General features: G+C 73.3%; 17 protein-coding genes. 14 read left to right on the forward strand and 3 right to left on the reverse strand.

What is annotated here, in order from left to right; all coding sequences use genetic code 11:
* The 9 genes from IE212_RS31970 to IE212_RS32010 all read left to right on the forward strand — a co-directional run.
* A partial coding sequence (locus IE212_RS31970; RefSeq protein ID WP_229864668.1) for an FtsK/SpoIIIE domain-containing protein occupies positions 1-2,791 on the forward strand: 2,791 nt, incomplete at its 5' end.
* A 184-nt stretch (positions 2,792-2,975) separates the two neighbouring features.
* A complete protein-coding gene (locus IE212_RS31975; RefSeq protein ID WP_190201482.1) occupies positions 2,976-4,379 on the forward strand; it encodes an ABC transporter substrate-binding protein in 1,404 nt (467 codons plus the stop codon).
* A gap of 5 nt (positions 4,380-4,384) precedes the next feature.
* The gene (locus IE212_RS31980) at positions 4,385-5,731 is read left to right on the forward strand and encodes a carbohydrate ABC transporter permease (protein WP_190201483.1); all 1,347 of its coding nucleotides are present in this window, start codon (positions 4,385-4,387) and stop codon (positions 5,729-5,731) included.
* A complete protein-coding gene (locus IE212_RS31985) occupies positions 5,728-6,642 on the forward strand; it encodes a carbohydrate ABC transporter permease (protein ID WP_190201484.1) in 915 nt (304 codons plus the stop codon). Before IE212_RS31980 ends, IE212_RS31985 begins: the two co-directional genes overlap by 4 nt.
* Positions 6,643-6,784: 142 nt before the next feature.
* Complete coding sequence (locus IE212_RS31990) at positions 6,785-9,046, forward strand: bifunctional glycosyltransferase/CDP-glycerol:glycerophosphate glycerophosphotransferase (RefSeq protein ID WP_190201485.1); 2,262 nt, start codon at positions 6,785-6,787, stop codon at positions 9,044-9,046.
* Positions 9,047-9,128: 82 nt separating this feature from the next.
* A complete protein-coding gene (locus IE212_RS31995; RefSeq protein ID WP_190201486.1) occupies positions 9,129-11,330 on the forward strand; it encodes a bifunctional glycosyltransferase/CDP-glycerol:glycerophosphate glycerophosphotransferase in 2,202 nt (733 codons plus the stop codon).
* 8 nt (positions 11,331-11,338) lie between these two features.
* Positions 11,339-13,579, forward strand: coding sequence for a bifunctional glycosyltransferase/CDP-glycerol:glycerophosphate glycerophosphotransferase (locus IE212_RS32000; RefSeq protein ID WP_190201487.1), 2,241 nt, complete (start codon positions 11,339-11,341; stop codon positions 13,577-13,579).
* Complete coding sequence (locus tag IE212_RS32005) at positions 13,576-15,381, forward strand: arabinofuranosyltransferase AftB family protein (RefSeq protein ID WP_190201488.1); 1,806 nt, start codon at positions 13,576-13,578, stop codon at positions 15,379-15,381. The genes IE212_RS32000 and IE212_RS32005 overlap by 4 nt, the downstream gene beginning before the upstream one ends.
* 113 nt (positions 15,382-15,494) lie before the next feature.
* Positions 15,495-17,051: a hypothetical protein gene (locus tag IE212_RS32010; protein ID WP_190201489.1), complete on the forward strand. Its 1,557-nt coding sequence runs from the start codon at positions 15,495-15,497 to the stop codon at positions 17,049-17,051.
* 11 nt (positions 17,052-17,062) lie between these two features.
* Here the strand turns inward: IE212_RS32010 and IE212_RS32015 are convergent, their stop codons facing one another.
* The gene (locus IE212_RS32015) at positions 17,063-17,476 is read right to left on the reverse strand and encodes an organic hydroperoxide resistance protein (protein ID WP_190201490.1); all 414 of its coding nucleotides are present in this window, start codon (positions 17,474-17,476) and stop codon (positions 17,063-17,065) included.
* 120 nt (positions 17,477-17,596) lie between these two features.
* Between IE212_RS32015 and IE212_RS32020 the strand changes: the two genes are divergently transcribed.
* Positions 17,597-18,085: a MarR family winged helix-turn-helix transcriptional regulator gene (locus tag IE212_RS32020; protein ID WP_190201491.1), complete on the forward strand. Its 489-nt coding sequence runs from the start codon at positions 17,597-17,599 to the stop codon at positions 18,083-18,085.
* On the opposite strand, the gene IE212_RS32025 is transcribed toward IE212_RS32020, so the two are convergent.
* A complete protein-coding gene (locus tag IE212_RS32025) occupies positions 18,042-19,625 on the reverse strand; it encodes a glycosyltransferase family 39 protein (protein WP_308430263.1) in 1,584 nt (527 codons plus the stop codon). The two genes, IE212_RS32020 and IE212_RS32025, sit on opposite strands and share 44 nt — an antisense overlap.
* A 91-nt stretch (positions 19,626-19,716) precedes the next feature.
* Here IE212_RS32025 and IE212_RS32030 point away from each other — a divergent pair, with 91 nt between their 5' ends.
* Positions 19,717-21,375, forward strand: a complete 1,659-nt coding sequence (locus IE212_RS32030; RefSeq protein WP_190201492.1) for a glycosyltransferase family A protein — start codon at positions 19,717-19,719, stop codon at positions 21,373-21,375.
* A 76-nt stretch (positions 21,376-21,451) separates the two neighbouring features.
* Positions 21,452-22,432, forward strand: a complete 981-nt coding sequence (gene galE / locus IE212_RS32035; RefSeq protein ID WP_190201493.1) for a UDP-glucose 4-epimerase GalE — start codon at positions 21,452-21,454, stop codon at positions 22,430-22,432.
* Positions 22,433-22,456: 24 nt separating this feature from the next.
* Here galE and IE212_RS32040 read toward each other — a convergent pair whose 3' ends face one another.
* Positions 22,457-23,083: a TetR/AcrR family transcriptional regulator gene (locus tag IE212_RS32040; RefSeq protein WP_190201494.1), complete on the reverse strand. Its 627-nt coding sequence runs from the start codon at positions 23,081-23,083 to the stop codon at positions 22,457-22,459.
* A gap of 122 nt (positions 23,084-23,205) precedes the next feature.
* On the opposite strand from IE212_RS32040, the gene IE212_RS32045 reads away from it, so the two are divergent.
* Positions 23,206-24,120, forward strand: coding sequence for an ABC transporter permease (locus IE212_RS32045; RefSeq protein WP_190201495.1), 915 nt, complete (start codon positions 23,206-23,208; stop codon positions 24,118-24,120).
* Positions 24,113-24,955, forward strand: a complete 843-nt coding sequence (locus IE212_RS32050; RefSeq protein WP_190201496.1) for an ABC transporter ATP-binding protein — start codon at positions 24,113-24,115, stop codon at positions 24,953-24,955. The genes IE212_RS32045 and IE212_RS32050 overlap by 8 nt, the downstream gene beginning before the upstream one ends.
* The last annotated feature ends 22 nt before the right edge of the window (positions 24,956-24,977 follow it).

Consider the following 24,977-nt stretch of genomic DNA (forward strand, 5'->3'; position numbering starts at 1 on the left):
GGCCGCGCGGGCGGCCGGCGCCCGTCCGGAGGGCGGCGGACCCGGGGACCGCGGGACGCGCGCGTCCCAGGCCCGGACCGACGCGGCCTCCGTCAGCTCGCAGGGTGACCTGACGCGCCCCGCCGCACCGGACGGCGGCACTCCGCAGCGGCGCGATGCGACGCAGGCCCGGCTCGGTGCCGGGGACACGCACGCGGGACGCATCGGCGCCGAGGCGCTGGACGGGGCGTTCGGCGCAGGCACGAACGGCTCCGGTCGGCGGGGAGGGACCGAGGGCCTCGCTCCCGGTACCGACAGCTCGGGCCGGCGGGGCGGAGAGGCGGGCGGCCATGCGCCCGGCACCGACGGCTCCGCATGGCACACAGGGACGGACGGACGCGCTCCCGGTACGGACGGTTCGGGCCGGCTGGACGGGGAGGCCGGCGGAGTCGGCGGTGGGCGCAAGGGCACGCCGCTCCGGGGCACCGAACTGCCGCAGGGCACGCGCAGGCGGGGCGGGCTCGGGGCGTGGGCGCGCCGGTTGGCCGGTGGGCGTGGTGAGCAGGACTCCGCGGCCCCGAGCGAGACGTACGAGGACGAACCGGCCGGAGTCGCCGTACAGCGGGCACCGGTCGCCCCGGCGGTGCCGGAGACCTGGCCGGACCCGGCGGCCGTGCTGCTGACGGCGCTCGGGCCGGGGCCCCGGCTGTGGGAGCGCGGGCCGGACCACCCGGAGGCGCTCGCGGTGCGCCTCGGGACGGCCGACCGCGCGGCGCCCGACGGCTCGGGTCTGCTGCCCGCGGTGCCGGTCACCGCCGGGCTGCGCGAGGTCGGCGCACTCGGGCTGGCCGGGCCGCGGGCGCGGCTCGCCGGGCTGGCCCGTGCCGTGCTGGCCCAGCTCGCCGTGCTGCACTCCCCCGACACGCTGGAGATCGTCCTGATCGCCGCGGACCGCTCCCGTCCACTGGAGGAGCGCACCGCCGAGTGGTCCTGGCTGGGCTGGCTGCCGCATGTCCGCCCCGGGCACGGCCAGGACTGCCGTCTGCTCCTCGCCCACGACCGTGAACAGGCTGCCGCCCGCACCGACGAGCTCCTGCGCCGTCTGGAGGACGAGCTGGCGGAAACGGGGCCGGCGGCCGGTGACGCCCCGGAGAGCGGCATCCGTCCCGGTGGAGCCCCCCGCCGTCCCTCCTGGGCCCAGGACGACCCCGGCACGGACGGAGCGCGCGCCTACCGGGGCCCGTACACCGTCCTGGTGGTGGACGGCGACCCCGGTGGCTCCGGCCTGCGCGACGCCGTGGCGCGGCTCGCGCTGGAGGGCCCCCGGGCCGGTATCCACGTGGTGTGTCTGGCGGAGACGGCCGCCGCGTCCCCGGCGTCCCCGGTGACGGAGACCTATGAGGCGGCCTGCTCGGTCTCGCCGACGTTCCGGCAGTGCGGCGCGATCGCACTGCTCAGTGGGGACGTGGCGACGGCGCTGAGGCTGATGCGGGTGGCCAGGGCCGGCGGTTCCGCCCCGGCCGGGCCCGTGGGCCACGGCACCGTCGCCACGGTCGACGCCGTCTCCGCCGCCTGGGCCGAGCGGTTCGCCCGGGCGCTGGCGCCCCTGCGTACGGACGGCGCGTCGAGTGAGCGGCAGCCGCGCGTCTCCGCGCCGCTGCCCCAGGCGGCCCGGCTGCTGGACGAACTGGGCCTGGCCCGGGCGACCCCGGCGTCACTGATGGCGCGCTGGGCGGACGCGGCCGACGACGGCGAGGCGCTGGGCGGGCGGGTGCGCGCGGTGCTGGGCGCCGGGCCGCGCGGCCCGGTCTGTGCGGATCTCGCCGCCCAGGGACCGCACCTGCTGGTCGAGGGCCCGCCGGGCAGTGGCCGGACGGAGCTGCTGCGGGCGGTCGTCGCGTCCCTGGCCGCCGCCGAGCGGCCGGACCGCCTGAGCGTCGTGCTGGTCGACGGGCGGGGCGGCCCCGGCGCGGTTGGCGGCGAAGGGCTGCGTGTGTGCACGGACGTACCGCATGTCACCACTTATCTCACCGCCCACGACCCGGTTCTGATGCGGGAGTTCGCGCAGTCGCTGAGCGCCGAGCTGAAACGGCGCGCCGAGCTGCTGGGGCGGTCCGGCTTCACCGAGTGGCACACCGGGCGCCAAGTGTCGGGCCGTATGGTCGCGCAGCGCACGGCGATATCCCGGGGCGGCGCCCAGACCGAGGCCGCCGCCGGTGCCGGGGATCTCGACAGCCCGGCCAGTTCCACGCTGCGGCTGCGGCCCGGAGCGGCCAGGCGGCAGACGCAGGCGGCGCCGCCACTGCCGCGGCTCGTCGTGGTCGTCGACGACCTGGACGCGCTGGTCTCCCCGGCGCTCGGGTCCACCGGACGGCCCGCGGCCGGATCGGTGATGCGCGCGCTGGAGGCCGTGGCCCGGGAGGGTGAGCGGCTGGGCGTGCACCTGGTGGCGGCCAGCGGGCCCTGTCCGCGTACGGCGGAGACGGAACCGGCGCGCCGCGCCACCCTTCGCGTGACCCTGGACGCCCCGGCGGCGGGCCCCGACGAGCCGGCTCCGGGTCGTGGACGCCTCGACCGCGCGGACGGGCGGAGCACCCCGTTCCAGGGCGGGCGCGTCACCGGCCGTATCCCCCGGACGGCGACTCTGCGCCCCACGGTCGTCCCACTGGAATGGCACCGCATGGGTGACCCTCCGGCCCGGCGTCCGGTGCGGGAACTCGGAAACGGCCCGACCGACCTGGCACTGTTGGCCAGCGCGCTGGAAAGGGCGGCGCGGGAGGTCTCGGCGGCCAAGGTGCCGTCACTTCTGTAGCCAGGGGGCACTGGCCGAATGCCGACCACGTCCTTCGATCAGGGACGAGCCCGCTGGTCACGACGGTGTCACGATCCCCCGCTTGACAGCCGATGCCATCTTGCCGCCCCCGCACACCGGGCGTAGACCAGATCGCACGGGAGCGCGCTCGACGTTCGACGAGGGAACGAAGAACGGGGCAGTCATGCGCATGACGAGCAGCACCATCCGGACACGTTGGTCGCCCGAGCGGAACAAGGCGACCCCTCACAGCCGCAGGTCCACCAGGGCCGCGGCGGCCGTCGCCGCGGGAGCGCTCGCGCTCTCGCTCACCGCATGCGGAGGCGACGACAACGGCAACAGTGGAAACACGGGCGGCACCGAGGAGACCGCCAGCCAGGTCACCCTGCCGAAGCTGGACGGCACGAGCCTGGAGATCGCCGCCGTGTGGAGCGGTACCGAACAGGCCAACTTCAAGAAGGTCCTCCAGGAGTTCGAGAAGCGCACGGGCGCCAAGGTCACGTTCGTGCCCGCCCAGGACCCGATCATCAACTTCATCGGCTCGAAGGTGGCCGGCGGGCAGCCGCCGGACATCGCGATGCTGCCGCAGCCGGGCGCCATCAAGCAGGCCGTCGACCGCGGCTGGGCCAAGCCTCTCGGCTCCGACGCCCAGAAGGAGCTCGGCGAGAACTACTCGCAGGGCTGGCAGGACATCGGAAAGGTGAACGGCAAGCCGTACGGCGTCTACTACAAGGCCGCCAACAAGTCCTTGATCTGGTACAACAACCAGGTCTTCGAGAACGCCGGGGCGAGTGAGCCGGAGACCTGGCCGGATCTGCTCAACACCGCGCAGACGGTCTTCGACTCCGGCGTCACCCCGTTCTCCATCGGCGCGGCCGAGGGCTGGACGCTGACCGACTGGTTCGAGAACGTCTACCTCTCCCAGGCCGGACCGGAGAAGTACGACCAGCTGGCCAAGCACGAGATCAAGTGGACGGACCCGTCCGTGAAGGACGCGCTGACCACTCTCGCGCAGGTCTGGGGCAAGCCGGACTGGATCGCGAACGGGGCGTTGCAGACCGACTTCCCGGCCTCCGTCACCCAGGTCTTCACCGGCGGGGACCAGCCCAAGGCGGCCATGGTCGCCGCGGGTGACTTCGCACAGGTCAACATCCCGTCGAGCATGAAGATCGGCACGGACGCGAAGGTCTTCCCGTTCCCGGCCGTGGGTGACCAGGGCCCGGTGGTCTCGGGCGGCGACGCGGCCGTGATCCTCGAGGACTCCAAGGGGTCCCAGGCCCTGGCCACCTGGCTCGCCTCGCCCGACGCGGCGCAGATCCAGGCCAAGCTGGGCGGCTACCTGTCGCCGAACAAGAACGTGCCGAACTCCGCGTACCCGAACGCGGTGCAGCAGAAGATCGCCAAGGCGCTCATCGACGCCGGTGACGACTTCCGCTTCGACATGTCCGACCAGGCCCCGCAGGCCTTCGGCGGCACCCCCGGCAAGGGTGAGTGGAAGATCCTCCAGGACTTCCTGAAGAACCCGAAGGACATCGCGGGTACGCAGGCGAAGCTGGAGGCCGAAGCGGCCGCGGCCTACGGGAACTGACGGAGATGACATCGGCCACGGCGGCAGGGGGCACCAAGCCCCCTGCCGCTCCCAAGTCGCGCAAGAGCGTGACCGGCACCCGCAGGATGGTGGCGGCGCTGTTCCTGCTGCCCGCCCTCGTCCTGCTCGGCGCGCTCGTGGTGTACCCGATCGGGTACTCGGTGGTCCGAAGCTTCTACGACCAGTCCGGCGACGGCTTCGCCGGCATCGACAACTACAAGGCCCTCTTCACCGACGAGGGCATCCGCACCGCGCTGAAGAACAACATCATCTGGGTGGTGTTCGCGCCGACGATCGCGACGGCGCTCGGTCTGATCTTCGCGGTGCTGACCGAACGGGTGCGCTGGGGCACGGCCTTCAAGCTGGTCGTCTTCATGCCGATGGCGATCTCGATGCTGGCGGCGGGCATCATCTTCCGCCTGGTGTACGACCAGGACCCGGACAAGGGCGTGGCGAACGCGGTGTGGGTGGGCGTGCACGACACGTTCGCCCAGTCGTCGGCGTTCCCGAAGGCCCACCCGGGCCGCCAGTCGCCGCTGAAGCCGGCCGGCGGCGGCGCGTTCATCACCAAGTCGCCGGTCAGCGCGGGCGAGGCCGTCTCACTGCCCCTGGTGGGTGTCGCGCCCGACCAGATGCCCGACGACGCGAAACCGGCCGTGGCGCCGAAGCCCGAGCCGGGCGAGGTCACCGGCACGACGTGGCAGGACTTCACGCGTGGCCGGGGCGTCGGCGAACTGGGCGGGGTCGATCCGTCGGAGCTCGGTTACGCGGGAATGAGGATCGAGGCCGTGAAGGACGGCAGGGTCGTGGCGTCGACGACGGCCGGCGACGACGGCACCTTCACACTGCCGGCATCGGCCGACGGGGCCCTGCTCCGGCTGCCGGAGAGCAACTTCAAGGAGCCGTACAACGGCCTGGACTGGCTCGGCCCGTCCCTGGTCACCCCGTCCATCATCGGCTCGTACATCTGGATGTGGGCCGGGTTCGCGATGGTGCTGATCGCGGCGGGGCTCGCGGGTGTGCCCCGTGAGCTGCTGGAGGCGGCCAGGGTCGACGGAGCGTCGGAGTGGCAGGTGTTCAGACGGGTCACGGTGCCGCTGCTGGCGCCGGTCCTCGCGGTCGTCACCGTCACCCTGATGATCAACGTGTTGAAGATCTTCGACCTGGTCTTCATCATCGCCCCCGGCTCCTCCCAGGACGACGCGAACGTCCTCGCCCTGGAGCTGTACCGCAAGGGCTTCTCCGAGGACCAGCCGGGCATCGCCAGCGCCATCTCGGTGTTCCTGCTGCTGCTCGTGATCCCGGTGATGTGGTTCAACGTCAGGCGGCTGAGGCGGGAGGTGCGGCGATGACCGCGGACGCGGGCAGTCTGCCCGGCAAGGCGGCGCGGCCCTCCGGATCGGTGAAGGCGAAGCACTCGCTGGCGTCCCGGCTGGTCGAGGGGGTCAGCGGCGGACTCGTGCGGGTGTTCCTCGTCCTGGTGGGTCTCTTCTGGCTGGTGCCCACCATCGGCCTGCTGCTGTCCAGTCTCCGCTCGCCGGAGAACATCGCGGCCAGCGGCTGGTGGAAGGTGTTCACCGAGCCGTCCCAGATCACCTTCGACAGCTACTCGAAGCTGCTGCAGAACGAGGACATCACCAGCAGCCTGCTGAACACCGTGTGGATCACGGTGCCGGCGACGCTGCTGGTCGTGGTCATCGGCTCGCTGGCGGGTTACGCCTTCGCCTGGATGGAGTTCCCCGGCCGGGACTGGTGGTTCCTTGGCGTGGTCGGCCTGCTGGTCGTACCGGTGCAGGTCGCGCTGATCCCGATCGCCGAACTCTTCGGCGCCATCGGCATCTTCGGCTCGGTGCTCGGTGTGGTGTTCTTCCACGTCGGCTTCGGCCTGCCCTTCGCCGTGTTCCTGCTGCGGAACTTCTTCGCGGAGATCCCGAGGGAGCTGCTGGAGGCGGCGCGCCTGGACGGGGCGGGTGAACTGCGGCTGTTCTTCCGCGTCGTGATGCCGCTCGGGGCTCCGGCGATCGCGGCCCTCGGCATCTTCCAGTTCCTGTGGGTGTGGAACGACCTGCTGGTCGCGCTGATCTTCTCGGACTCCGGGAGCCAGCCGATCACCGTGGCGCTCCAGACGCAGGTACGGCAGTTCGGCAACAACATCGACGTGCTGGCACCCGGCGCGTTCATCTCGATGGTGGTTCCGCTGGTCGTCTTCTTCGCGTTCCAGCGGCAGTTCGTGTCCGGCGTGATGGCGGGCGCGGTGAAGTAGTTCCCGGTACACGGCAGTTGAGGGGGCGGGCCGGTCGCGGTGCGCCCCCTCGGCGTTCCCCCGGATGCCGTAGCCGCCGTAACCAAGTCGCCCCACCGGCCGTTCCCGGGCCGAACGCCCGCGCCGACCGATGGATGGCCTCTTGCCCAGGTTCAGTGTGATTGTCCCCGTGTACCAGGTTCAGGCGTATCTGCACGAGTGCCTCGAATCGGTGCTCTCCCAGTCCTGTCCCGATCTGGAACTGATCGCGGTCGACGACTGCTCGCCGGACGCGTGCGGCGCGATCATCGACGAGTTCGCCGCCCGGGACGCGCGTGTGCGGCCCGTCCACCTGGCGCAGAACGTGGGCCTGGGCCCCGCCCGCAACGCCGGTGCGGCGCAGGCGAGCGGTGACTACCTGCTGTTCCTGGACGCCGACGACACCTTCACGCCCCACGCGCTGCGGTCGATCGCGGACCGGTTGAAGGAGACGGGTGATCCGGAGGTCCTGGTCTTCGACTACGCGCGCACGTACTGGAACGGCGAGACGGTCCGCAACCAGGCGGCCCTCCACCTCACCGAGCAGGGCCCCGCCCCGTTCCGGCTGGAGGACCGGCCGGGGCTGCTGAGGCTGCTGATGGTCGCCTGGAACAAGGCCTACCGGCGGGAGTTCATCGAGGAGCAGGGGTTCGTCTTCCCGCCCGGGTACTACGAGGACACGCCGTGGACGTATCCGGTGCTGATGACCGCCGAGTCGATCGCCACCCTCGACCGGGTCTGCGTGCACTACCGGCAGCGCCGGCGGGGCAGCATCCTGCGCACCACCAGCGAGCGGCACTTCGACGTCTTCGAGCAGTACGACCGGGTCTTCGCCCATCTCGACGCCCGCCCGGAACTGGCCAGGTGGCGGCCCGACCTGTTCCGCCGCATGGTCCATCACCTGGCGGTGGTGTACTCCCGCCGGGACCGGCTGCCGCACGGTTCGCGCGCGGACTTCATGCGCCGGGCCCGTGCCCACTACCGCCGTTACCGCACGCCGGGCGTACCGCTTCCCCCTCGCAGCCGGATCCAGCACGTCCTGATCCGCTTCGGCCTGCACCGCACCTACCGCACGCTGCAAGGGGCGTCCGCTCTGCACCGCGCGACCGCCCGGACCTCCGGGCAGTTGCTGCGGGGCCTGAGTTCCGCCGCGCTCAGGTGTCACTACCGCGTCCAGCGCTGTCTCCCGCTGCGCGCCGACCGGGCCGTGTTCACCGCCTACGACGGCCGCGGCCACGGCTGTGGTCCGGGTGCTCTGGAGTCGGCGTTCCGCGACCTCGCGCCGCACATCCGCACGGCGTGGATCGCCCGTCCCGAGCACCACCACACGATCCCGCCGGGCACCCGCCGCCTCGTCCCCGGCACGGCCGGCTACTGGACGGCGCTCGCCCGGTCCGCCTACCTGGTCAGCAACACCGACTTCGACGACCGCCTGGTCAAGCGCCGGGGCCAGGTCCTCATCCAGACCGGGCAGGGCACCCCGCTGGGGCACATCGGCCTCGACCTGCTGGAACGTCCGGCGGCCGCCCGCGGCCGGGACTTCGCCCGGCTGCTCAGGGGCGTCGACCAGTGGGACTACGTGCTGTCCGCCAACCGCCACACCACACTCACCCACCAGCGCGTCCACCCCGGCCGCTACACGGTGCTGGAGTACGGCAACCCCCGCAACGACGTGTTCCGGACGGCGACCGCGGCGGACGTGACCCGGCTGCGTGCCTCGCTGGGCATCCCCGAGGGCACGGTGGCGATCCTGTACGCGCCGGCGCACCGCGACTACCGCCGCTCCCAGCGCCGCAGCCTCGACCTCCACCGGATCGTGCGCCGGCTGGGCCCCCGCTTCGTGGTGCTGGCCCGCGCCCACCAGGCCTACGACGCCCCGCTGACCAGCACCTGCGGCAGGGTCGTCGACGTCAGCGGCCATCCGAGCGTGTCGTCGCTGTGCCTGGCCTCGGACGCCCTGGTCACGGACTACTCGTCACTCATGTTCGACTACGCCAACCTGGACCGGCCGATCGTGATCCACGCCGACGACTGGGAGGCGTACGAGGCGGCCCGCGGCACCTACTTCGACCTGCGGTCCTTCCCGCCGGGCGCGGTCGCCCGCGGTGAGGACGAACTGATCGACATCTTCGCCACCGGCCACTGGCGCGGCTCCCGGTCGGCCCAGCTGCGTTCGGCGTTCCGCGAGCGGTTCTGCGCCTACGACGACGGCCGGGCCGCGGAACGGGTCGTACGCCGGGTCGTCCTCGGGGAGCCGGAACCGCCGCCGGTCGTACCACTGGGCGAGCGCCGTCCGGTGCCCTCGGCCGCGGCGTCGCTGACGCGCGAACCGCTCGCCACGATCGCCCTGCCGGTCACCGCCGCCGTCGCCGCCGACAGCGCGTGAACACGCCTCGTACCCCGGCGAGCCCACCGCCGTGCCGCGTACGGCCGCCCCGCACCTGAAGGTCTCCGACAGGAAGAGCAGAATGCCCCGCTTCAGTATCGTCGTTCCGTCCCATGGGGTCGCCGGCCGGCTGTCCCAGGCGCTGGACTCGATTCTCGGCCAGTCGTTCGGCGACTTCGAGCTGATCCCGGTGTGCGACGCCCCCGACTCACCCGCGGCGGACGTCGTGGCCGGGTACGCCGAGCGGGACTGCCGGGTGACGCCGGTGGAGTCCCCGCCGTCGGCCGGTCTGGCCGGGGCGCGCAACACCGGGCTGCGGGCGGCGGTCGGCGGCCATGTGCTGTTCCTCGACGGGGACGACGTCCTGGTCCCCGGGGCGCTGGCGGCGCTGGACGCCCGGCTGAGCGAGGCCGGCGACGTGGACGTGCTGTACTTCGAGCACGAGCGCACCCCCTGGTGGGAGGGCGAGCCGGCCAACCCCGCCGCGCTCCTGCTGGCCGGCGCGCCGGACGGGGCCTTCTCGCCCGTCCGGGCCCCGCGGCTGACGGGTGTGGCGCTGCCGGCGTGGAGCGCCACCTACCGCCGTGCCTTCCTCACGGAGCGCGGCATCACCTTCCCCGGGGAGCACTTCACCGATGTCGGGTTCGGCGGGCTGGTGGCCCTGCGGGCGGAGCGGGTGGCGGTCCTGCGCACGGTCGTGGTCCGGCACCTGCTGCGCCGGCAGGGCAACCGGCTGGGCCTCCCCGGCGGGCATCACAGGGAACTGCTCGACCAGACGGAGCTGGTGCTGACGCGGGCCGGGGAGCTCGGGCTGCCGCCGGACCGGCTGAAGCCGCTGTTCGAGCAGCTCTTCGCCGCCGTGCTGAAGACGGCCGCCCACCCACGGCGGCTGCCTGCCGGACGCCGCGCCTTCTTCCGGCGGGCGAGCGCGCTCTACCGGCGGCACCGCCCGGCCGGTTACCGGCCGCCGGGCGGCAGCCTCGGCGTCCAGCACCGGCTGCTGGCGACCGGGTCGTACGCGGCGTTCCGCACGCTGCGCGCCGCCAACCGGGGGGCGGTGCGGGCCGCCGCGCTGCTCCCCCGCCCCCGGGGGCTGCGCACCCGCCTGCGGTACGCGGCGCAGCTGCGCCGCCCGCTCGACGAGAACCTCGTCGTGTACTGCGCGTACTGGGGCCGCGGCTACGCCTGCAGTCCGGCCGCGATCCACGCCAAGGCCCGCGAACTCGCCCCGCGTCTGCGCTCGGTGTTCCTGGTGGAACCGGACGCGGTGCACAGCGTGCCGAAGGACGTGGAGTACGCGGTGATCGGCAGCCGGAGGTACTGGGAGGTGCTCGCCCGCGCCAAGTACCTCGTCAACAACGCCAACTTCGCCGACGCGGTCGTCAAACGCCCGGGCAGCGTGCACCTCCAGACGCAGCACGGGACACCGCTGAAGAAGATGGGGGCCGACCAGGCGACGTACCCGGTGGTGGCGGCGGCGACCGGAAGCATCGGCAGGCTGCTGGCCCGGGTGGACCGCTGGGACTACAACCTCACCTCCAACCGGCACTCCACCGAGATGTGGGAGCGGGCGTTCCCCAGCAGCCACGAGATCCTCGAATACGGCTACCCCCGCAACGACGTGTACTACACCGCGTCCGCCGAGGACGTCGCCCGCGTCCGCAGGGAACTGGGCGTCCCGGAGGGCAAGAAGGCCCTGCTCTACGCGCCCACGCACCGCGACTACGCCACCGGCTTCGCCTCGGGCCTGGACCTGGCGGAGTTCTGCGAGGCGATCGGGGACGACTACGTGGTGCTGCTGCGCGCCCACTACTTCTACGACCGGGGCGAGGGCCGGGGCGGCGGCCGGATCATCGACGTCACGGGGCACCGCTCCTCGGAGGACGTGTGCCTGGCCGCCGACGCGCTGATCACCGACTACTCGTCGATCATGTTCGACTACGCCAACCTGGACCGGCCGATCGTCGTGTACGCCGACGACTGGGACGTCTACCGGGAGGTCCGGGGCGTCTACTTCGACCTGATGCGGCTGCCGCCCGGCCGGGTCGCCCGCACGCCGGAGGAGCTGGCGGCCGTCTTCCGCGACGGCACGTACGCGGACGAGTCCGCCGCGGCCCTGCGCGCGGCGTTCCGGGAGCGCTTCTGCCAGTTCGACGACGGGCGGGCCGCCGAGCGCGTCGTACGCCGGGTGCTGCTGGGGGAGCCGCCCGAGTCGATCCCGCCCGTGGTCCCGCTCGCGGAGCGCGTACCGGCCCCCGCCGCCGCCACCCTCGTAAGGAGCTGACCGAAGACGTGCCCCGCTTCAGCATCATCGTCCCCGTCTACAAGGTGCAGGGCTTTCTGCGCGAGTGCCTCGACTCGGTGCTCGGCCAGTCGTACGGCGACTTCGAGGTGATCGCCGTCGACGACCGGTCGCCCGACGGCAGCGGCGCCATCCTCGACGAGTACGCCGCCCTGGACGGCCGGGTGCGGGTGCTGCACCTGCCCGAGAACGTCGGCCTGGGCGGGGCCCGCAACGCCGGCCTCGACCAGGCGGCCGGTGACTACCTCCTGTTCCTCGACAGCGACGACCACTACACGCCGGGCCTGCTGGCGGCCGTCGCCGCGCGGCTGGAGGCGACCGGCGGCCCGGACGTCCTGGTCTTCGACCATGTGCGCACCCACTGGTGGGGCCGGGGCGGGCGCAGTGAGGCGGCGGATTTGCTGGACGCGGCGGGCCTGGGGACGTTCCGCGTCCGGGAGAGCCCCGAGTACCTGAACCTGTTCCTGGTGGCCTGGAACAAGGCTTACCGGCGGGCCTTCTTCCAGGAGCACGGCCTGCGGTACGCGCCGGGGCTGTACGAGGACGCGCCGGTCACCTACAGGGCGATGGTGCTGGCGGACCGGATCGCGTGTCTGGACCGGATCGGCGTGGAGTACCGGCAGCGCAGGCAGGGCGCGATCACCAGGACGCCGGGGCGCCGGCACTTCGAGATCTTCCCGCAGTACGAGGGGCTGTTCGCGTTCGTGGAGCGGCGACCCGACCTCGACTGGGCGCGGCCGCTGCTGCTGGAGCGGGCGCTGGACCACATGTTGTTCGTGCTGGCCCGCGAGGACCGGGTACGGCCCGCCGACCGTGGCGACTTCTACCGGGAGATCCGTTCCTTCCGCCGACGTCACCTCCCGGAGGGCGGCTGCGCTGACCCCGGCGGCTGGCGCGGGGCCGAGATGCGGCTGCTGGCCTCGGCGCCCTACGCGTCGTACGCGGCGGTGCGCGGGATGCGGGGCCTGCGCGCGAGCGCCCTGGGCGGTAAGCGGCGGGTGGCCGGGAAGGTGTCGGAGACCGCCCAGCGCGCCTATTACCGCGGCCAGTCGAAGCGTCCCCTCGACCCGCACCTCGCGGTCTACTCGGCGACCCACCACCGGGGCGTGACCGGCGACCCGGCCGCGATCCACGCCAAGGCCCGGGAGATCGCCCCGCACATCCACGGCGTGTGGGTGGTCCGGGAGGACGCCGTGGACGCGCTGCCGCCCGGCATCGACCATGTGACACCGGGCTCACGCCGCTACCACGAGGTCATGGCGCGGGCCACGTACTGGGTGAACAACGTCAACTGGCCCGGCACCCTGGCCAAACGGCCCGGCAGCGTGCACATCCACACCCACCAGGGCACCCCGCTCAAGTACATGGGCGCCGACCTGCTGACCAAGCCGGGCGCCCGGTACGGCTTCGACGTGCCGCAGATGCTGCGCCGGGCCGACCGGTGGGACTACAGCCTGGTCGCCGGGCGGCACGCGGAGCGGGCCTGGGAGCGGGCCTACCCGTGCCACTTCACCTCGCTGCGCACCGGCAGCCCGCGCAACGACGTGCTGGTGGGCGCCGGGCCGGAGCGGGGCGCGGCGGTGCGCGAGCGGCTCGGTGTCCCGGCCGGTGACACAGTCGTGCTGTACGCGCCGACCCGGCGCGACTACCGGCGCGGCGGCCACGTCGACCGGTTCGACCTGGCCCGGTTCGCCGCGGACCTCGGGCCCGGCCACACCCTCGTCGTGCGCCTGCACCCCTCGCTGGCCGGGGGTGTGACGCGCCGCCTGGGGCTGACCGACCTGCACCGGCGGGGCGTGCTGGTGGACGCGACGGACGAACCTCACGTGGCGGACGTGATGCTCGCCTCCGACGTACTGGTGACCGACTACTCCGCCCTGATGTTCGACTACGTCCTCCTCGACCGGCCGGTCGTGGTCCACGCCGACGACTGGGGCGCGTTCGCGGCCAGCCGGGGCGCCTACTTCGACATCACGGCCGACCCACCGGGGCACGTGTCGCGCTCCTACCGCGAGCTGACCTGGCTGTTCGCCTCCGGCACCTGGCAGGACGCGCAGGCGGCGCGGCTGCGGGCCGCCTTCCGGGAGCGGTACTGCGAGTTCGAGGACGGGCAGGCCGCCGAGCGGGTCGTGCGGCTGCTGATGCTGGGCGAGGGCGGTGGCGCGCCGCTGCCCGCGGCCCGCCGGACCCCGGGTGTGCGTGCCCGGTCCGGGGCTCTGGTCGAGCGATGAGGACTCCCGCCACCCCCGAGGCCGTTCCCTCGCTGCCCGGTCAGCGGGCCTCCTCACCGCGGCCGCCGGCCGCCGCCGAGCGGCTGCGGCCGGTGCACTGGTGGCACGCGGCGCTGGTCGCCGTGCCCACCGCGGTGCTGTTGGTGCTGGGCTACCGGCGGCGCTGGATCTGCGACGACGGGCTCATCTACCTGCGTCCGGTCCGCCAGATCCTGGCGGGCAACGGGCCCGTGTTCAACGTGGGGGAACGGGCGGAGAGCTCCACCGGCACCCTGTGGCAGTGGCTGCTCGCGTTCGCCACCTGGGTGACCGGTGAGGACCCGGCGTTCCTCGCGGTCGGGCTCGGGCTGCTGCTGAGCGCCGCCGGGTTCGCACTCGCCCTGTACGCCACCTGCCGGCTGCACCGGAGCGCGGGGCCGCTGCTTCCGGCCGGCGTGTTCGTGCTGCTGGCCGTGCCGCCGTTCTGGTCGTACATGACCTCGGGTCTGGAGAGCGGCCTGGGCGCCTGCTGGACCGGCCTGTCGTGGTGGCTGCTGACGTGGACCCGGCGCGGTCAGCGGACCCGGGTGACGTACACGGCCGCGTTCGTGTTCGGGCTGGGTCCGCTGGTCCGGCCCGATCTCGCGGTGGTCACGGTGTGCTTCCTGGCGGCGCAGTGGTGGGTGCTGCGCCCGCCCCGGCGGGGCGTGGCCGCGACGCTGGCGTCGGCGGTGGCGCTGCCGCTGGCGTACGAGGTGTTCCGGGCGGGCTACTACGGGATCCTGGTGCCGCTGCCCGCCATCGCCAAGGAGGCGGGCGCCAGCGACTGGGGCCGGGGCGCCGGCTATCTGCGGGAGACGTTCGGGCCGTACTGGCTGTGGCCCGTCGTCCCCGTGCTCGGCGTGCTGGCCGCCTCGCTGGTGCGGCGCACGCGCGCCCAGCGGCAGTCCGGGCATCCGGGGCGGGCCTCGCTCGCGGTGCTGCTGGCGCCCCTGGCCGCCGGCCTGCTGCTGGCCGGGTACGTGGTGCGGGTCGGCGGCGACTACATGCACGCGCGCATGATCCTGCCGGCCCTCCTGCTGCTGCTCCTGCCGGTCCTGGTGGTCCCCGCGACCAGGTTCACGGGCGTGGCGAGCGCGCTGCTGGCGGTGTGGCTGTGCGCGGTGGTCAGTCCGCTGCGGGAGCCGTTCGACGTGCGCTCGACGCCGACGACCTTCAACGTGCGCAGCTCCGACGTGGAGGGCCTCGGCGACCACAACCCGGTGCGCACCGCGACCTGGGTGGCCAACTGGCCGGCCCTGCCTGAGGGGCGCGGCATGCTGGCCCGGGCCGTGCGCGCGGACCGGCCGACGCTGCTGTACTTCGACGCCGGGCGCAGGCTGCACGCCACGCCGATGCGGGCGGACTCCCCGTACCACGTGGTGATCGTCGGACGTCATCTCGGGGTCACGGGAGCCGCAGCGCCGCTCGACTCGTACGTCAACGACGCCTGGGGGCTCGCCAGTCCCGTCGGCGCGCATCTGGCACTGGAGCGGTGGAGCTGGCCCGGGCACGAGAAGTTCCTGCGCAACCACTGGATCTTCGCGGAGTGGGCGGCCGGGCACCCGCCGCGGGGCGACCTGTTGCGGGCGGGGACCTCGCGGGAGGCGGTCGGGGCGGCCCGGGCCGCGCTGGGCTGCGGTGAGCTGGCCGAGCTGAGGGAGTCGGCGCGCGCGCCGCTCACCGCCGGGCGGTTCTGGAAGAACCTCACGGGGTCCTTCGAGCGGACCCGGTTCCGCTTCGCGCGCTGGCCGGCGGCGGCGGAGCGGGCGCTGTGCGACTGACGGTGGCAGGTGGGCGTAGCCGCCTCACCCGATGAAGTGACGCGGGGTCAGGCCCGCGGCGCGGGCGGGAACATTCGGCGCATGCCCGAATCCCTTCCCCTTCCGACAGCCCGGTGAGCGCCCAAGTCGCCGTCCGGCGGACCGTGCGGGGCGCGACGGCTCTGCGCGGCGGTGTGCGGCGGCCGTCCCCGTACCAGTTCTTCGGCGCCCTGTTCTGGCTGGTGATGACGCTGGCGTACTGGCGGATCCCGCTGTGCTGCGACGCCGGGCAGCACGCCGCGGTCGTCGAGCGTCTCGCAGCCGACCTGCTCCACCCGGCGCACAGCATGGCCGACCTGCCGGGCGAGGGCAGCCCCTACTACGGGCCGTACGCCGTGGCCCAGGGGGTGCTGGCGCGGCTGACCGGGTTGTCCGGCTGGGAGGTCGTGAAGCTGGCCGGTCCGGTGCATCTGCTGGTGCTGCTCACGGGGATCGGCCGCTTCGTGAGGACCGTCACCGCACGCCCCTGGGCGCCGGTCCTGGCCCTGCTGTTCATGACGCTGCTGTGGGGCACCGCGCGGATCCTGTGGAGCGGTTACCTCGGGCTGATGCCGATGACGACGAACCTGGGGTATCCGTCCGCGGTCGCGATCGGCCTGACGTTCTGGGCGTGGGCCTGGACCGGCGGGTGTGCGCGAGCGGGGACACCGGCCGTGCGGTTCGTCGGCCCGAGCGGGCTGGGCGGCTGGTGGGCGTACGCCGCCCTAGGCGTCCTGTACGGGCTGATCCTGCTCATCCACCCCGTCACGGCGGCCTCGGCACTGGTGGGGGCGGCGGCGATGGTGGCGGCGTGTCAGCGGGGGTGGCGGCGCCCGGTCGTGGCGCGCTGGGCGCTCTGCGCGGCGGTCTGCGCGGCCGTCGCCGTGTCGTGGCCGTACTACGACGTCCTGGCACTGGTGGGCGACACCGGCATGGACGCGATGCACCTGCGGCTGTACGAGGGGATGCCCGCCAACTCCTGGCTCGCGCTGATCGGCCTGCCGGCGCTGTGGGTGCGGGCCCGCCGGTCGGCGCGCGACCCGCTGGTGCTGATGTTCCTGCTGGAGTGCGTGTTGCTGGCGTACGGCTGGGTGAGCGGGCACTACACCTACGCCCGGACGCTGTGGGCGGCGCTGGTGCCGCTCCAGTTCGCGCTCGCGGTGGAGCTGGCGGCGCCCCGGCCGTGGCGGTGGGGCCGCAGGGTGCTGGGCGGTGTGGCGGCGGCCGGGATGTGCGTCGGGTTCGTCACCGTCCACGCCGGGGCGGTCGTGCCGCGCTCGGTCGACCCGGTGGGGTTCACGCAGCCGACGCGCTGGCCGTCGTACGACTGGGCGGCGCGGCACATCGGGCCGGGTGAGGTGGTGATCACCGACGGGTACTTCGCCAGTCGCTCCATCGCCGGGTACGGGCCGAACCTTGCCGCGCCTGTCTGGCCCGACCCGGCCCTGAACGAGGAGGAGCGCAGGCGCCGGGCGGCCGACGTCCGCGCCTATCTGGCCCCCGGCTCGACCCGCGCCGGGCGTGCCGCCGTCGTCCGCCGCTACCACGTGCGCTGGCTGCTGCTGACGCGCTGGCACCCGGTGCCCGAGGAGGCCGTGGTGGTGGCGTGGAGCAGGCGGACGGGGGAGGTGCTGGCGCGGGTCGGGGGGTGAGCCGCGCGGCCCTACTCGATGACGAGGTCGACGTCGATGTTGCCGCGGGTGGCGTTGGAGTAGGGGCAGACCTGGTGGGCCTGCTCGACCAGCTTGCGGCCGGTCGCCTCGTCCACGCTGTCCGGGAGCTCCACGCGGAGGGTGACGGCGAGGCCGAAGCCCTCGCCCTGCTTGCCTATCGAGACCTCGGCGGTCACGGCGGCGTCGCTGACGTCGACCTTGGCCTGGCGGCCGACGAGGCCGAGGGCGCTGCCGAAGCAGGCGGCGTAACCGGCGGCGAAGAGCTGCTCCGGGTTGGTGCCCTGGCCGTTGCCGCCCAGCGCCTCGGGCATGCCCAGGGCGAGGTCCAGCACGCCGTCGGAGCTGACGGTCCGGCCCTCGCGGCCGTGGGTGGCGGTGGCGACAGCGGTGTAGAGCGCGTCCATGGAAAACCTTCCCTCTCACGTCAACGTTCGGCGGCCCGCTTCCGGACCGCCCGACGCCACGATTAGAGCACACAATTAAGTTGCGCGCAATTAAATGACGGTGGGAGCTACCCTGGATCCATGAACACGCCGGACGACGACTGGCTCCGCCTGGACCAGCAGATCTGCTTCTCCCTGCACGCGGCCTCCCGCGCCTTCAACAGTGTCTACCGGGTGATCCTCAAGGACCTCGGGCTCACCTACCCGCAGTACCTGGTGATGCTGGTGCTGTGGGAGCACGACGAACTGCCCGTGAAGAAGCTCGGGGAGCATCTGCGCCTGGACTCGGGCACGCTGTCGCCGCTGCTCAAGCGACTGGAGGCGGCCGGTCTGGTACGCCGGGAGCGCAGCGCCCGCGACGAGCGGTCGGTGGAGGTGCGGCTGACCGAGGAGGGCACCGCGCTGCGGCAGCGGGCCCTTCAGGTGCCGCGCCGGATCGCCGCCTCGACCGGCTTCGGGCCCGAGGAGGTCCGGACCCTGCGCGCCCACCTCGACGAGCTCACGACCGCGCTGGACGCGGCCGCCCTCACGGGGACTCCGGGCGACTCGCCGGCCGACGGGCGGTCGTAGCGGCGCCGGGCGGCTCGCCCTTGCCGCGGGGCGGCTTCCGGACGTGCAGGCGCAGGACCACCCCCTCCCGCACGTGCTGCTCACGGACGGTGAACTCCGCCTCCAGCACGGCGAGTTTCGTCCGCTCGACCGGATCCGCCGGCGACCAGCGCGGTTTCAGCGCGTACGGCTCGGCGACGACCCAGACGCGGTCCACCGCGGCGAGCCTGCGCCGCAGCTCCCCGGGGGTCGCCTCAAGGCCCCACAGCGTCCCGGACCGGGGCGCCGGCTCACGCAGCGCGATGTCCCGAGCCTGCCGGAAGCCCTTCGGGTAGGCCAGCGCGGCGAGCCTCCCGACGGACGGCAGGAACAGCACCGGGTCACCCGGGCGCACCTGCCGGACGGCGAACGCGGAGACGGCGGCGAGGTTGTCGGGGCGGTGCGCGGCGGAACGGTCCCGGCGGTGGTCGGGGAGCTGATGGACGAACGCGGCCAGGAGGGTGACGACGCCTGCCACGCCCAGCAGGGCCCGGGCCCTCCGGCCGCCGGTCCGCGCCCGCCGCCCCTCGCACAGCGCGCGTTCCAGCCGACCGGCCACCCGCCCGGCCCCCGCGGCCACCAGCAGGGGCGCTCCCGCGAGCGCGTAGAACACGTACCGCTCGTGGAACAACGGCCGGACCTGCGACACGGTCAGCAGCATCCCCGGCGGCAGGAGCAGCAGCGGGAGCGCGACCGCCGCCGGCCTCCGCTCCAGGAGCCCCACGGCCAGCAGCGCCAGGGCCGCCCAGAACACCACCCCGGCCCGGCCCGGAGAGAAGTGCCGCAGGACCCGCCCGGCCTCGTCCCACCCGGGCGTCGCCAGCCACGCCACCTGCCCGGCCTGCCCCCGCGACACCCACACCAGCGGCAGCAGGAGCAGCACCGCCACCCCCGCCGCACCACCCCAGCCGGACCACGCCCTCCTCGGCACCCGCAGCGCCGCCAGCGTCACCGCGTGCGCGCAGAGCGCCAGCACCGCCAGCTCGTGCAGCAGACAGGTCAGGGCGACCACGGTGCCGTACGGCCACCAGGCCCGGGCGGTGGCCGCGTCCACCGCCCTCAGCAGCAGCAGCGTCGCCCCGGCGACCCCCGCCGCGACGAGCGCGTACGACCGCCCCTCCTGGGCGTAGTGGCCGGTCATCGGCGTGATCGCGTAGAGGAGACCGGCCCACAGACCGACCCGGGGCCCGGCCAGCCGGACGCCGAGGGCCGCCACCAGGCCGGCCGTGGCCGTCGCCGCGCACACCGACGGCAGGCGCAGGACGACCTCGCCCGGGTGGACGGTGAGCACGGCGTGCATGAGGAGGTAGTACAGGCCGTGCACCGCGTCCACGTCGTGCAGCAACCGCCAGATCTGCGGGACCGTGCGCCGTGCGACCAGGAAGGTGACGCTCTCGTCGCCCCACATGCCGCCGCGGTCCACGCCCCACAGCCCGACCGAGGCCATCACCGCCGTCGGGACCGCCACGGGCACCACGCCCGTGCCGAACCGGCCGCTCCCCGTCGACTGCCCGATCGTCACGGGCCGATTCTCGGCTGTTTTGTGGCGGGGAATGGGGCTTGATGGTGTGTTATCACTTTCGTGTCATTCGCCCGGCTTACGATCCGTCGTGATGAACGCCGCCGTGGATGTCGCCGTGGATGCCGCCGTGAACGCCGGGAGGCCGGTCCCCGAGGTCGCCGTCGTGGTCATCGGCTACGACGACGCCGCCCATGTGACGGACGCCGTGCGCTCGGCGCTCGCCCAGGGTCCGGCCGTGCGCGAGGTCGTGGCCGTCGACGACTGCTCGACGGACGGCAGCGCCGGCCTGCTCGACCGGCTCGCCGCGTCGGAGCGCCGCCTGAGGGTGATCCGCCGCCGGGTCAACAGCGGCGGCTGCGGCACCCCGCGCAACACCGGCCTCGCCGCGGTGACGTCGCCGTACGTGATGTTCCTGGACAGCGACGACATCCTGCCGCCCGGCGCGGTCGACGCGCTGCTCGCGGCGGCGCGCGGCGCGCACGCGGAGGTCGCGAGCGGCCTGTGCGTGCGGCGGGAACTGCCGTCGGGGCGCGAGGTGCCCTGGCAGGCGCGCCTGTACGCGCACCACGCCGTGGTCCCCCACCCCGCGCGGCGCCCCCGCCTGGTCCACGACACGCTGTGCGTCAACAAGCTCTACCGCACCGGCTTCCTGCGCGAGCACGGCATCCGTTTCCCCGAGGGCCGCTTCCCCTACGAGGACGTCGTCTTCACGGCTCGCGTGCTGGCCGCGGCACCGCGCGTCGCCCTGGTCCCGGACCGGGTGTACGTCTGGCACGTGCGCCGGTCCGCCGAGCGGCTGTCGATCTCGCTGGACCGGGCCGGTGCCGACAACTGGCGAGCTCGTACGGAGGCGTGCCGGCAGGCGTACGAGGTCCTGCTGGGCGCCGGGCAGAAGGAACTCGCCCGGGTGGCGCGCGCCAAGTTCCTCGACCACGACCTGCGGATGTACCTGCGCGAACTGGGGTTGCGTGACGCCTCGTACCGGCGTGCGTGGTGGGAGCTCACGCGGGCGCATCTCGCGGAGTACGACGCGGACGACTGGGCCCGCGACCCGGCCGCTCCCGGGCGGCTGGCCGGGCGGGTCGTCCTGGCCTCCCCGGAGCCGCGCGACCTGCCGCGGCTGCGGGAACTGGCGGCGCGCCCGGCCCGGCTGTACCCGCCGTACGCCCGCGCCGCGGACGGCACGCCCGTCTGGTCGGCGGACCTTCCGCAGATCTCCCTCGAACCCCTGCTGACCCGGCCGGTGCGGGAGCTGCCCCTCGCCGTCGACGCGGAACTGCGCCCCCACGCCCGCGGTACCCGGCTGCGGCTGCGCCTGCACGAGCTGTACGGCCGGCTGGCTCAGGCGGGCCCGGAGGCGGTGGAGGTGGAGTGGCGGAACCGGGACGACGGGAACACGAGGGGCGGCGGCACGGCCGCGCTGACGGCCGACGACCGCGCGGCGGATGCGGCCGGCGGCTGGTCGGCGGAGACGGTCGTGGATCTGGCCACGCTGGCCGCGCCCGGTGTGAGCACCTGGGACCTGCGGCTTCGCATCCGCTTCCGTGAGGGCGTGAGCCGCGAGGTCACAGCGCACGCCCTCACGGGCGCCGGGGTGCTGCGCCGCAGAGCCGTCCCTGCCACCCGGCACGGCCTGGTGCTCGTGCAGCCGTACGTCACCCACTCCGGCGCGCTGGCGCTGCGCGTCGCACCCGGCGTACGCGGCGCACTGTCGGTGACACGCGCGAGACTGCGCCGCCTGCTTCACTGAGACCGGGACACGACCAGCACGACCAGCACGGACACGCGACACCGGTACAGGTCGACTGACGAGGGGACGGCCGCACATGACCTGGTTGATCACCGGCGGCGCCGGCTACATCGGGGCGCACGTCGTACGGGCGATGACCGCGGCGGGCGAACGGGCGGTGGTGTACGACGACCTGTCCACCGGAGTCCCCGAGCGCGTGCCCGGCGGTGTTCCGCTGGTGGTGGGCTCGACGCTGGACGGCGAGCGGCTCGCGCGGGTCCTCGCGGAGCACTCGGTCACCGGCGTCGTCCATCTCGCGGCGAAGAAGCAGGTGGGAGAGTCGGTCGAGCAGCCGCTGCGCTACTACCGGGAGAACATCGAGGGTCTGCGGGTCCTGCTGGACGCCGTGACGGCGGCGCAGGTGGCGTCGTTGGTCTTCTCCTCCTCGGCGGCCGTGTACGGCATGCCGGACGTGGCCCTGGTCACGGAGGAGACGCCGTGCCTGCCGATCTCCCCGTACGGCGAGACGAAGCTGGCCGGTGAGTGGCTGGTGCGCGCGACGGGCCGGGCGACCGGGCTGTCGACCGCGTGCCTGCGCTACTTCAACGTGGCGGGCGCGGCGAGCCCGGAGCTCGCGGACACCGGTGTGTTCAACCTCGTCCCCATGGTCTTCGAGAAGCTCACGGAGGGCGCGCCGCCGCGCGTCTTCGGCGACGACTACCCGACCCCGGACGGCACCTGCGTGCGGGACTACATCCACGTCGTGGACCTGGCCGAGGCGCATGTGGCGGCGGCCCGGGTCCTCAGCGCCTCCCCCGGCCGCGAACTCACCCTCAACATCGGACGGGGCGAGGGCGTCTCCGTCCGCGAGATGATCGACCGCATCACCGCGGTCACCGGTTACGACCTGCCGCCCACGGTGGCGCCCCGCCGTCCGGGCGACCCCGCTCGCGTCGTCGCCTCCGCCGACCGCGCCGCCGCCGAACTGGGCTGGAAGGCCCGGCACGACGTCCAGGACATGATCGCATCGGCGTGGGAGGGCTGGGTACGGCTGCATCCGGAGGCGGCGCGGAGCTGATCCGCGTCACCTGCCGGAAGACCTCTACAGCGCCTTCAACGCCTCCGCCGTCGCCCTGGCCAGCGACCCCAGATACCCCTTGGGCAGCTTCGGGCTGCGGATCACCACCGAGCGCCAGTAGAGCGGGCCGGAGATCAGGTCGAGGGCCAGGTCGCGGTCGAGCCCCCGGCGGAGCTCGCCGCGGGACTCCGCCGCCGTGACGATGCCGGTGGCGACGCCGTCCTGGCCCTCGCGCAGGGCCTTCTGGAGAGCCTCGGCGATCTCGGCGTTGCGGGCCGCCTCGGCCTGCAGGTCGGGGATGATCTGCGAGGCGACGGGGTGGCGCAGGGCGCGGGACGTCACCTCGTAGAGCAGCCGCAGGTCGCCCTCCAGGGAGCCGGTGTCCGGCGCGGGAAGGCCCTGCACGGCGAGTGCCGAGACGATGTCGAGGACCAGGTGCAGTTTCGAGCGCCAGCGACGGTACACCGCCGTCTTCCCCACACCCGCCCGGCGAGCGATCCCCTCGATGGACATCCGCGCGTAGCCGACGGCCGCGAGCTCCTCGAACACGGCCGCCCGGATGGCTTCCGTCACGTCCTGCCGCAGCACGGCCGCCCCCGCGGGGGCCCGGCGGCGCGGACTCGTCCGGGGCTCGTCGGCGTTGGTCGTCATGCCGACAGCATAGGGCGTCACGACGAAACGGTTGCGTTCCGACGCACCATCGCCGTACGCTCGCGTTGCGACGATACGGTCCCGTCCCGACGTAAGAAGTCCCCCGAACGAAAGCAGCGGATGTGAGCCAGGTCCTCCACACACCGCCCCACGCCCCGGCCCCGGCCGACGACGACCTCGCGGCCCTGGCCGCCCGCCACGGACTCTCCGTCAGCGGCGCCCGCCCCTCCCTGCCCGGGTACGTTCGACAGCTGTGGGCCCGCCGCCACTTCATCACCGCGTTCGCCACCGCCAAGCTCACCGCCCAGTACAGCCAGGCGAAGCTCGGCCAGGTCTGGCAGGTGATGACGCCGTTGCTGAACGCGGCGGTCTACTACTTCATCTTCGGCGTGCTGCTCGGTACCAAGCACGGCGTGCCGGACTACGTCCCGTTCCTGGTCACAGGCGTGTTCATCTGGACGTTCACCCAGAGCTCGATCATGGCGGGCACCCGCGCCATCTCCGGCAACCTCGGCCTCGTCCGGGCCCTGCACTTCCCGCGCGCCGCGCTGCCCCTGTCGTTCTGCCTCCAGCAGCTCCAGCAGCTGCTGTTCTCGATGGCCGCCCTGGTCGTCATCCTGCTCTGCTTCGGCGTGCCGGTCGGGGTGTCGTGGCTGCTGGCGCTGCCTGCGCTGTTCCTGCAGTTCACGTTCAACGCGGGTGTCTCCATGGTGATGGCCCGGATGGGCGCCAAGACCCCCGACATCGCCCAGCTGATGCCGTTCGTGCTGCGCACCTGGATGTACGTCTCGGGGGTCATGTGGAGCATCGACCAGCTGGCGGACAAGGACAGCCTGCCGCGCGTGGTGACGGTCCTGCTGGAGACCAACCCGGCCGCGATCTACATCGACCTGATGCGCTTCGCCCTGATCGACAGCTTCCAGGCGAGCCAGCTCCCCGCCCACGTGTGGGCGATAGCCGCCGGCTGGGCACTGCTCGCCGGTGCCGGCGGCTTCATCTACTTCTGGAAGGCTGAGGAGACGTACGGCCGTGGCTGAACACCCGAGCGAGAAGATACCCACCGTCATCGCCGACGGCGTCGACATCGTCTACCGCGTCAACGGCACCGGCGCCGGACGCGGCTCCGCGACCGCCGCCCTCAACCGCATCCTGCGCCGGGGACAGGCCGAGAAGGCGGCGGGCGTACGCCGGGTGCACGCGGTGAAGAACGTGTCGTTCGTGGCGTACAAGGGCGAGGCGATCGGCCTGATCGGCACCAACGGCTCCGGCAAGTCGACCCTGCTGAAGGCCGTCGCCGGGCTGCTCCCCGTCGAGAACGGCCGCATCTACACCGACGGCCAGCCCTCCCTGCTCGGCGTCAACGCGGCCCTGATGAACGACCTGACCGGTGAGCGCAACGTGCACCTCGGCGGCCTGGCCATGGGCATGTCCCGCGAGCAGATCAGGGACCGCTACCAGGAGATCGTCGACTTCTCGGGAATCAACGAGAAGGGCGACTTCATCACGCTGCCGATGCGCACGTACTCCTCCGGCATGGCCGCCCGGCTGCGGTTCTCCATCGCCGCCGCCAAGGACCACGACGTACTGCTGATCGACGAGGCGCTGGCCACCGGCGACCGCTCCTTCCAGAAGCGCTCCGAACAGCGCATCCGCGAGCTGCGCAAGCACGCCGGCACGGTGTTCCTGGTGAGCCACAACAACAAGTCGATCCGCGACACCTGCGACCGCGTGCTGTGGCTGGAGCGCGGCGAGCTGCTCATGGACGGGCCGACGGAGGACGTCCTCAAGGAGTACGAGGCGTTCACCGGGGACAAGTCCGCGAAGCCCGGTCCGAAGCCGAAGGCGGCGCCCAAGGTTCCCGTTCCCTCGTGAGGCCGTGCCGGGTCGGCCGTTT

The sequence above is a fragment of the Streptomyces djakartensis genome, assembly GCF_014651075.1.
In the GTDB taxonomy this organism is placed as follows: Bacteria; Actinomycetota; Actinomycetes; order Streptomycetales; family Streptomycetaceae; genus Streptomyces; species Streptomyces djakartensis.

What these genes read in the sequence shown, in the direction of transcription:
- IE212_RS32020 (WP_190201491.1), top strand. Translation starts at nt 17,597, where the DNA reads ATGAACACGCCGGACGACGACTGGCTCCGCCTGGACCAGCAGATCTGC.
- IE212_RS32005 (WP_190201488.1), top strand. Translation starts at nt 13,576, where the DNA reads ATGAGGACTCCCGCCACCCCCGAGGCCGTTCCCTCGCTGCCCGGTCAG.
- IE212_RS32015 (WP_190201490.1), bottom strand. Translation starts at nt 17,476, where the DNA reads ATGGACGCGCTCTACACCGCTGTCGCCACCGCCACCCACGGCCGCGAG.
- IE212_RS32040 (WP_190201494.1), bottom strand. Translation starts at nt 23,083, where the DNA reads ATGACGACCAACGCCGACGAGCCCCGGACGAGTCCGCGCCGCCGGGCC.
- IE212_RS31980 (WP_190201483.1), top strand. Translation starts at nt 4,385, where the DNA reads ATGACATCGGCCACGGCGGCAGGGGGCACCAAGCCCCCTGCCGCTCCC.
- IE212_RS31995 (WP_190201486.1), top strand. Translation starts at nt 9,129, where the DNA reads ATGCCCCGCTTCAGTATCGTCGTTCCGTCCCATGGGGTCGCCGGCCGG.
- IE212_RS32030 (WP_190201492.1), top strand. Translation starts at nt 19,717, where the DNA reads ATGAACGCCGCCGTGGATGTCGCCGTGGATGCCGCCGTGAACGCCGGG.
- galE (WP_190201493.1), top strand. Translation starts at nt 21,452, where the DNA reads ATGACCTGGTTGATCACCGGCGGCGCCGGCTACATCGGGGCGCACGTC.
- IE212_RS31985 (WP_190201484.1), top strand. Translation starts at nt 5,728, where the DNA reads ATGACCGCGGACGCGGGCAGTCTGCCCGGCAAGGCGGCGCGGCCCTCC.
- IE212_RS31975 (WP_190201482.1), top strand. Translation starts at nt 2,976, where the DNA reads ATGCGCATGACGAGCAGCACCATCCGGACACGTTGGTCGCCCGAGCGG.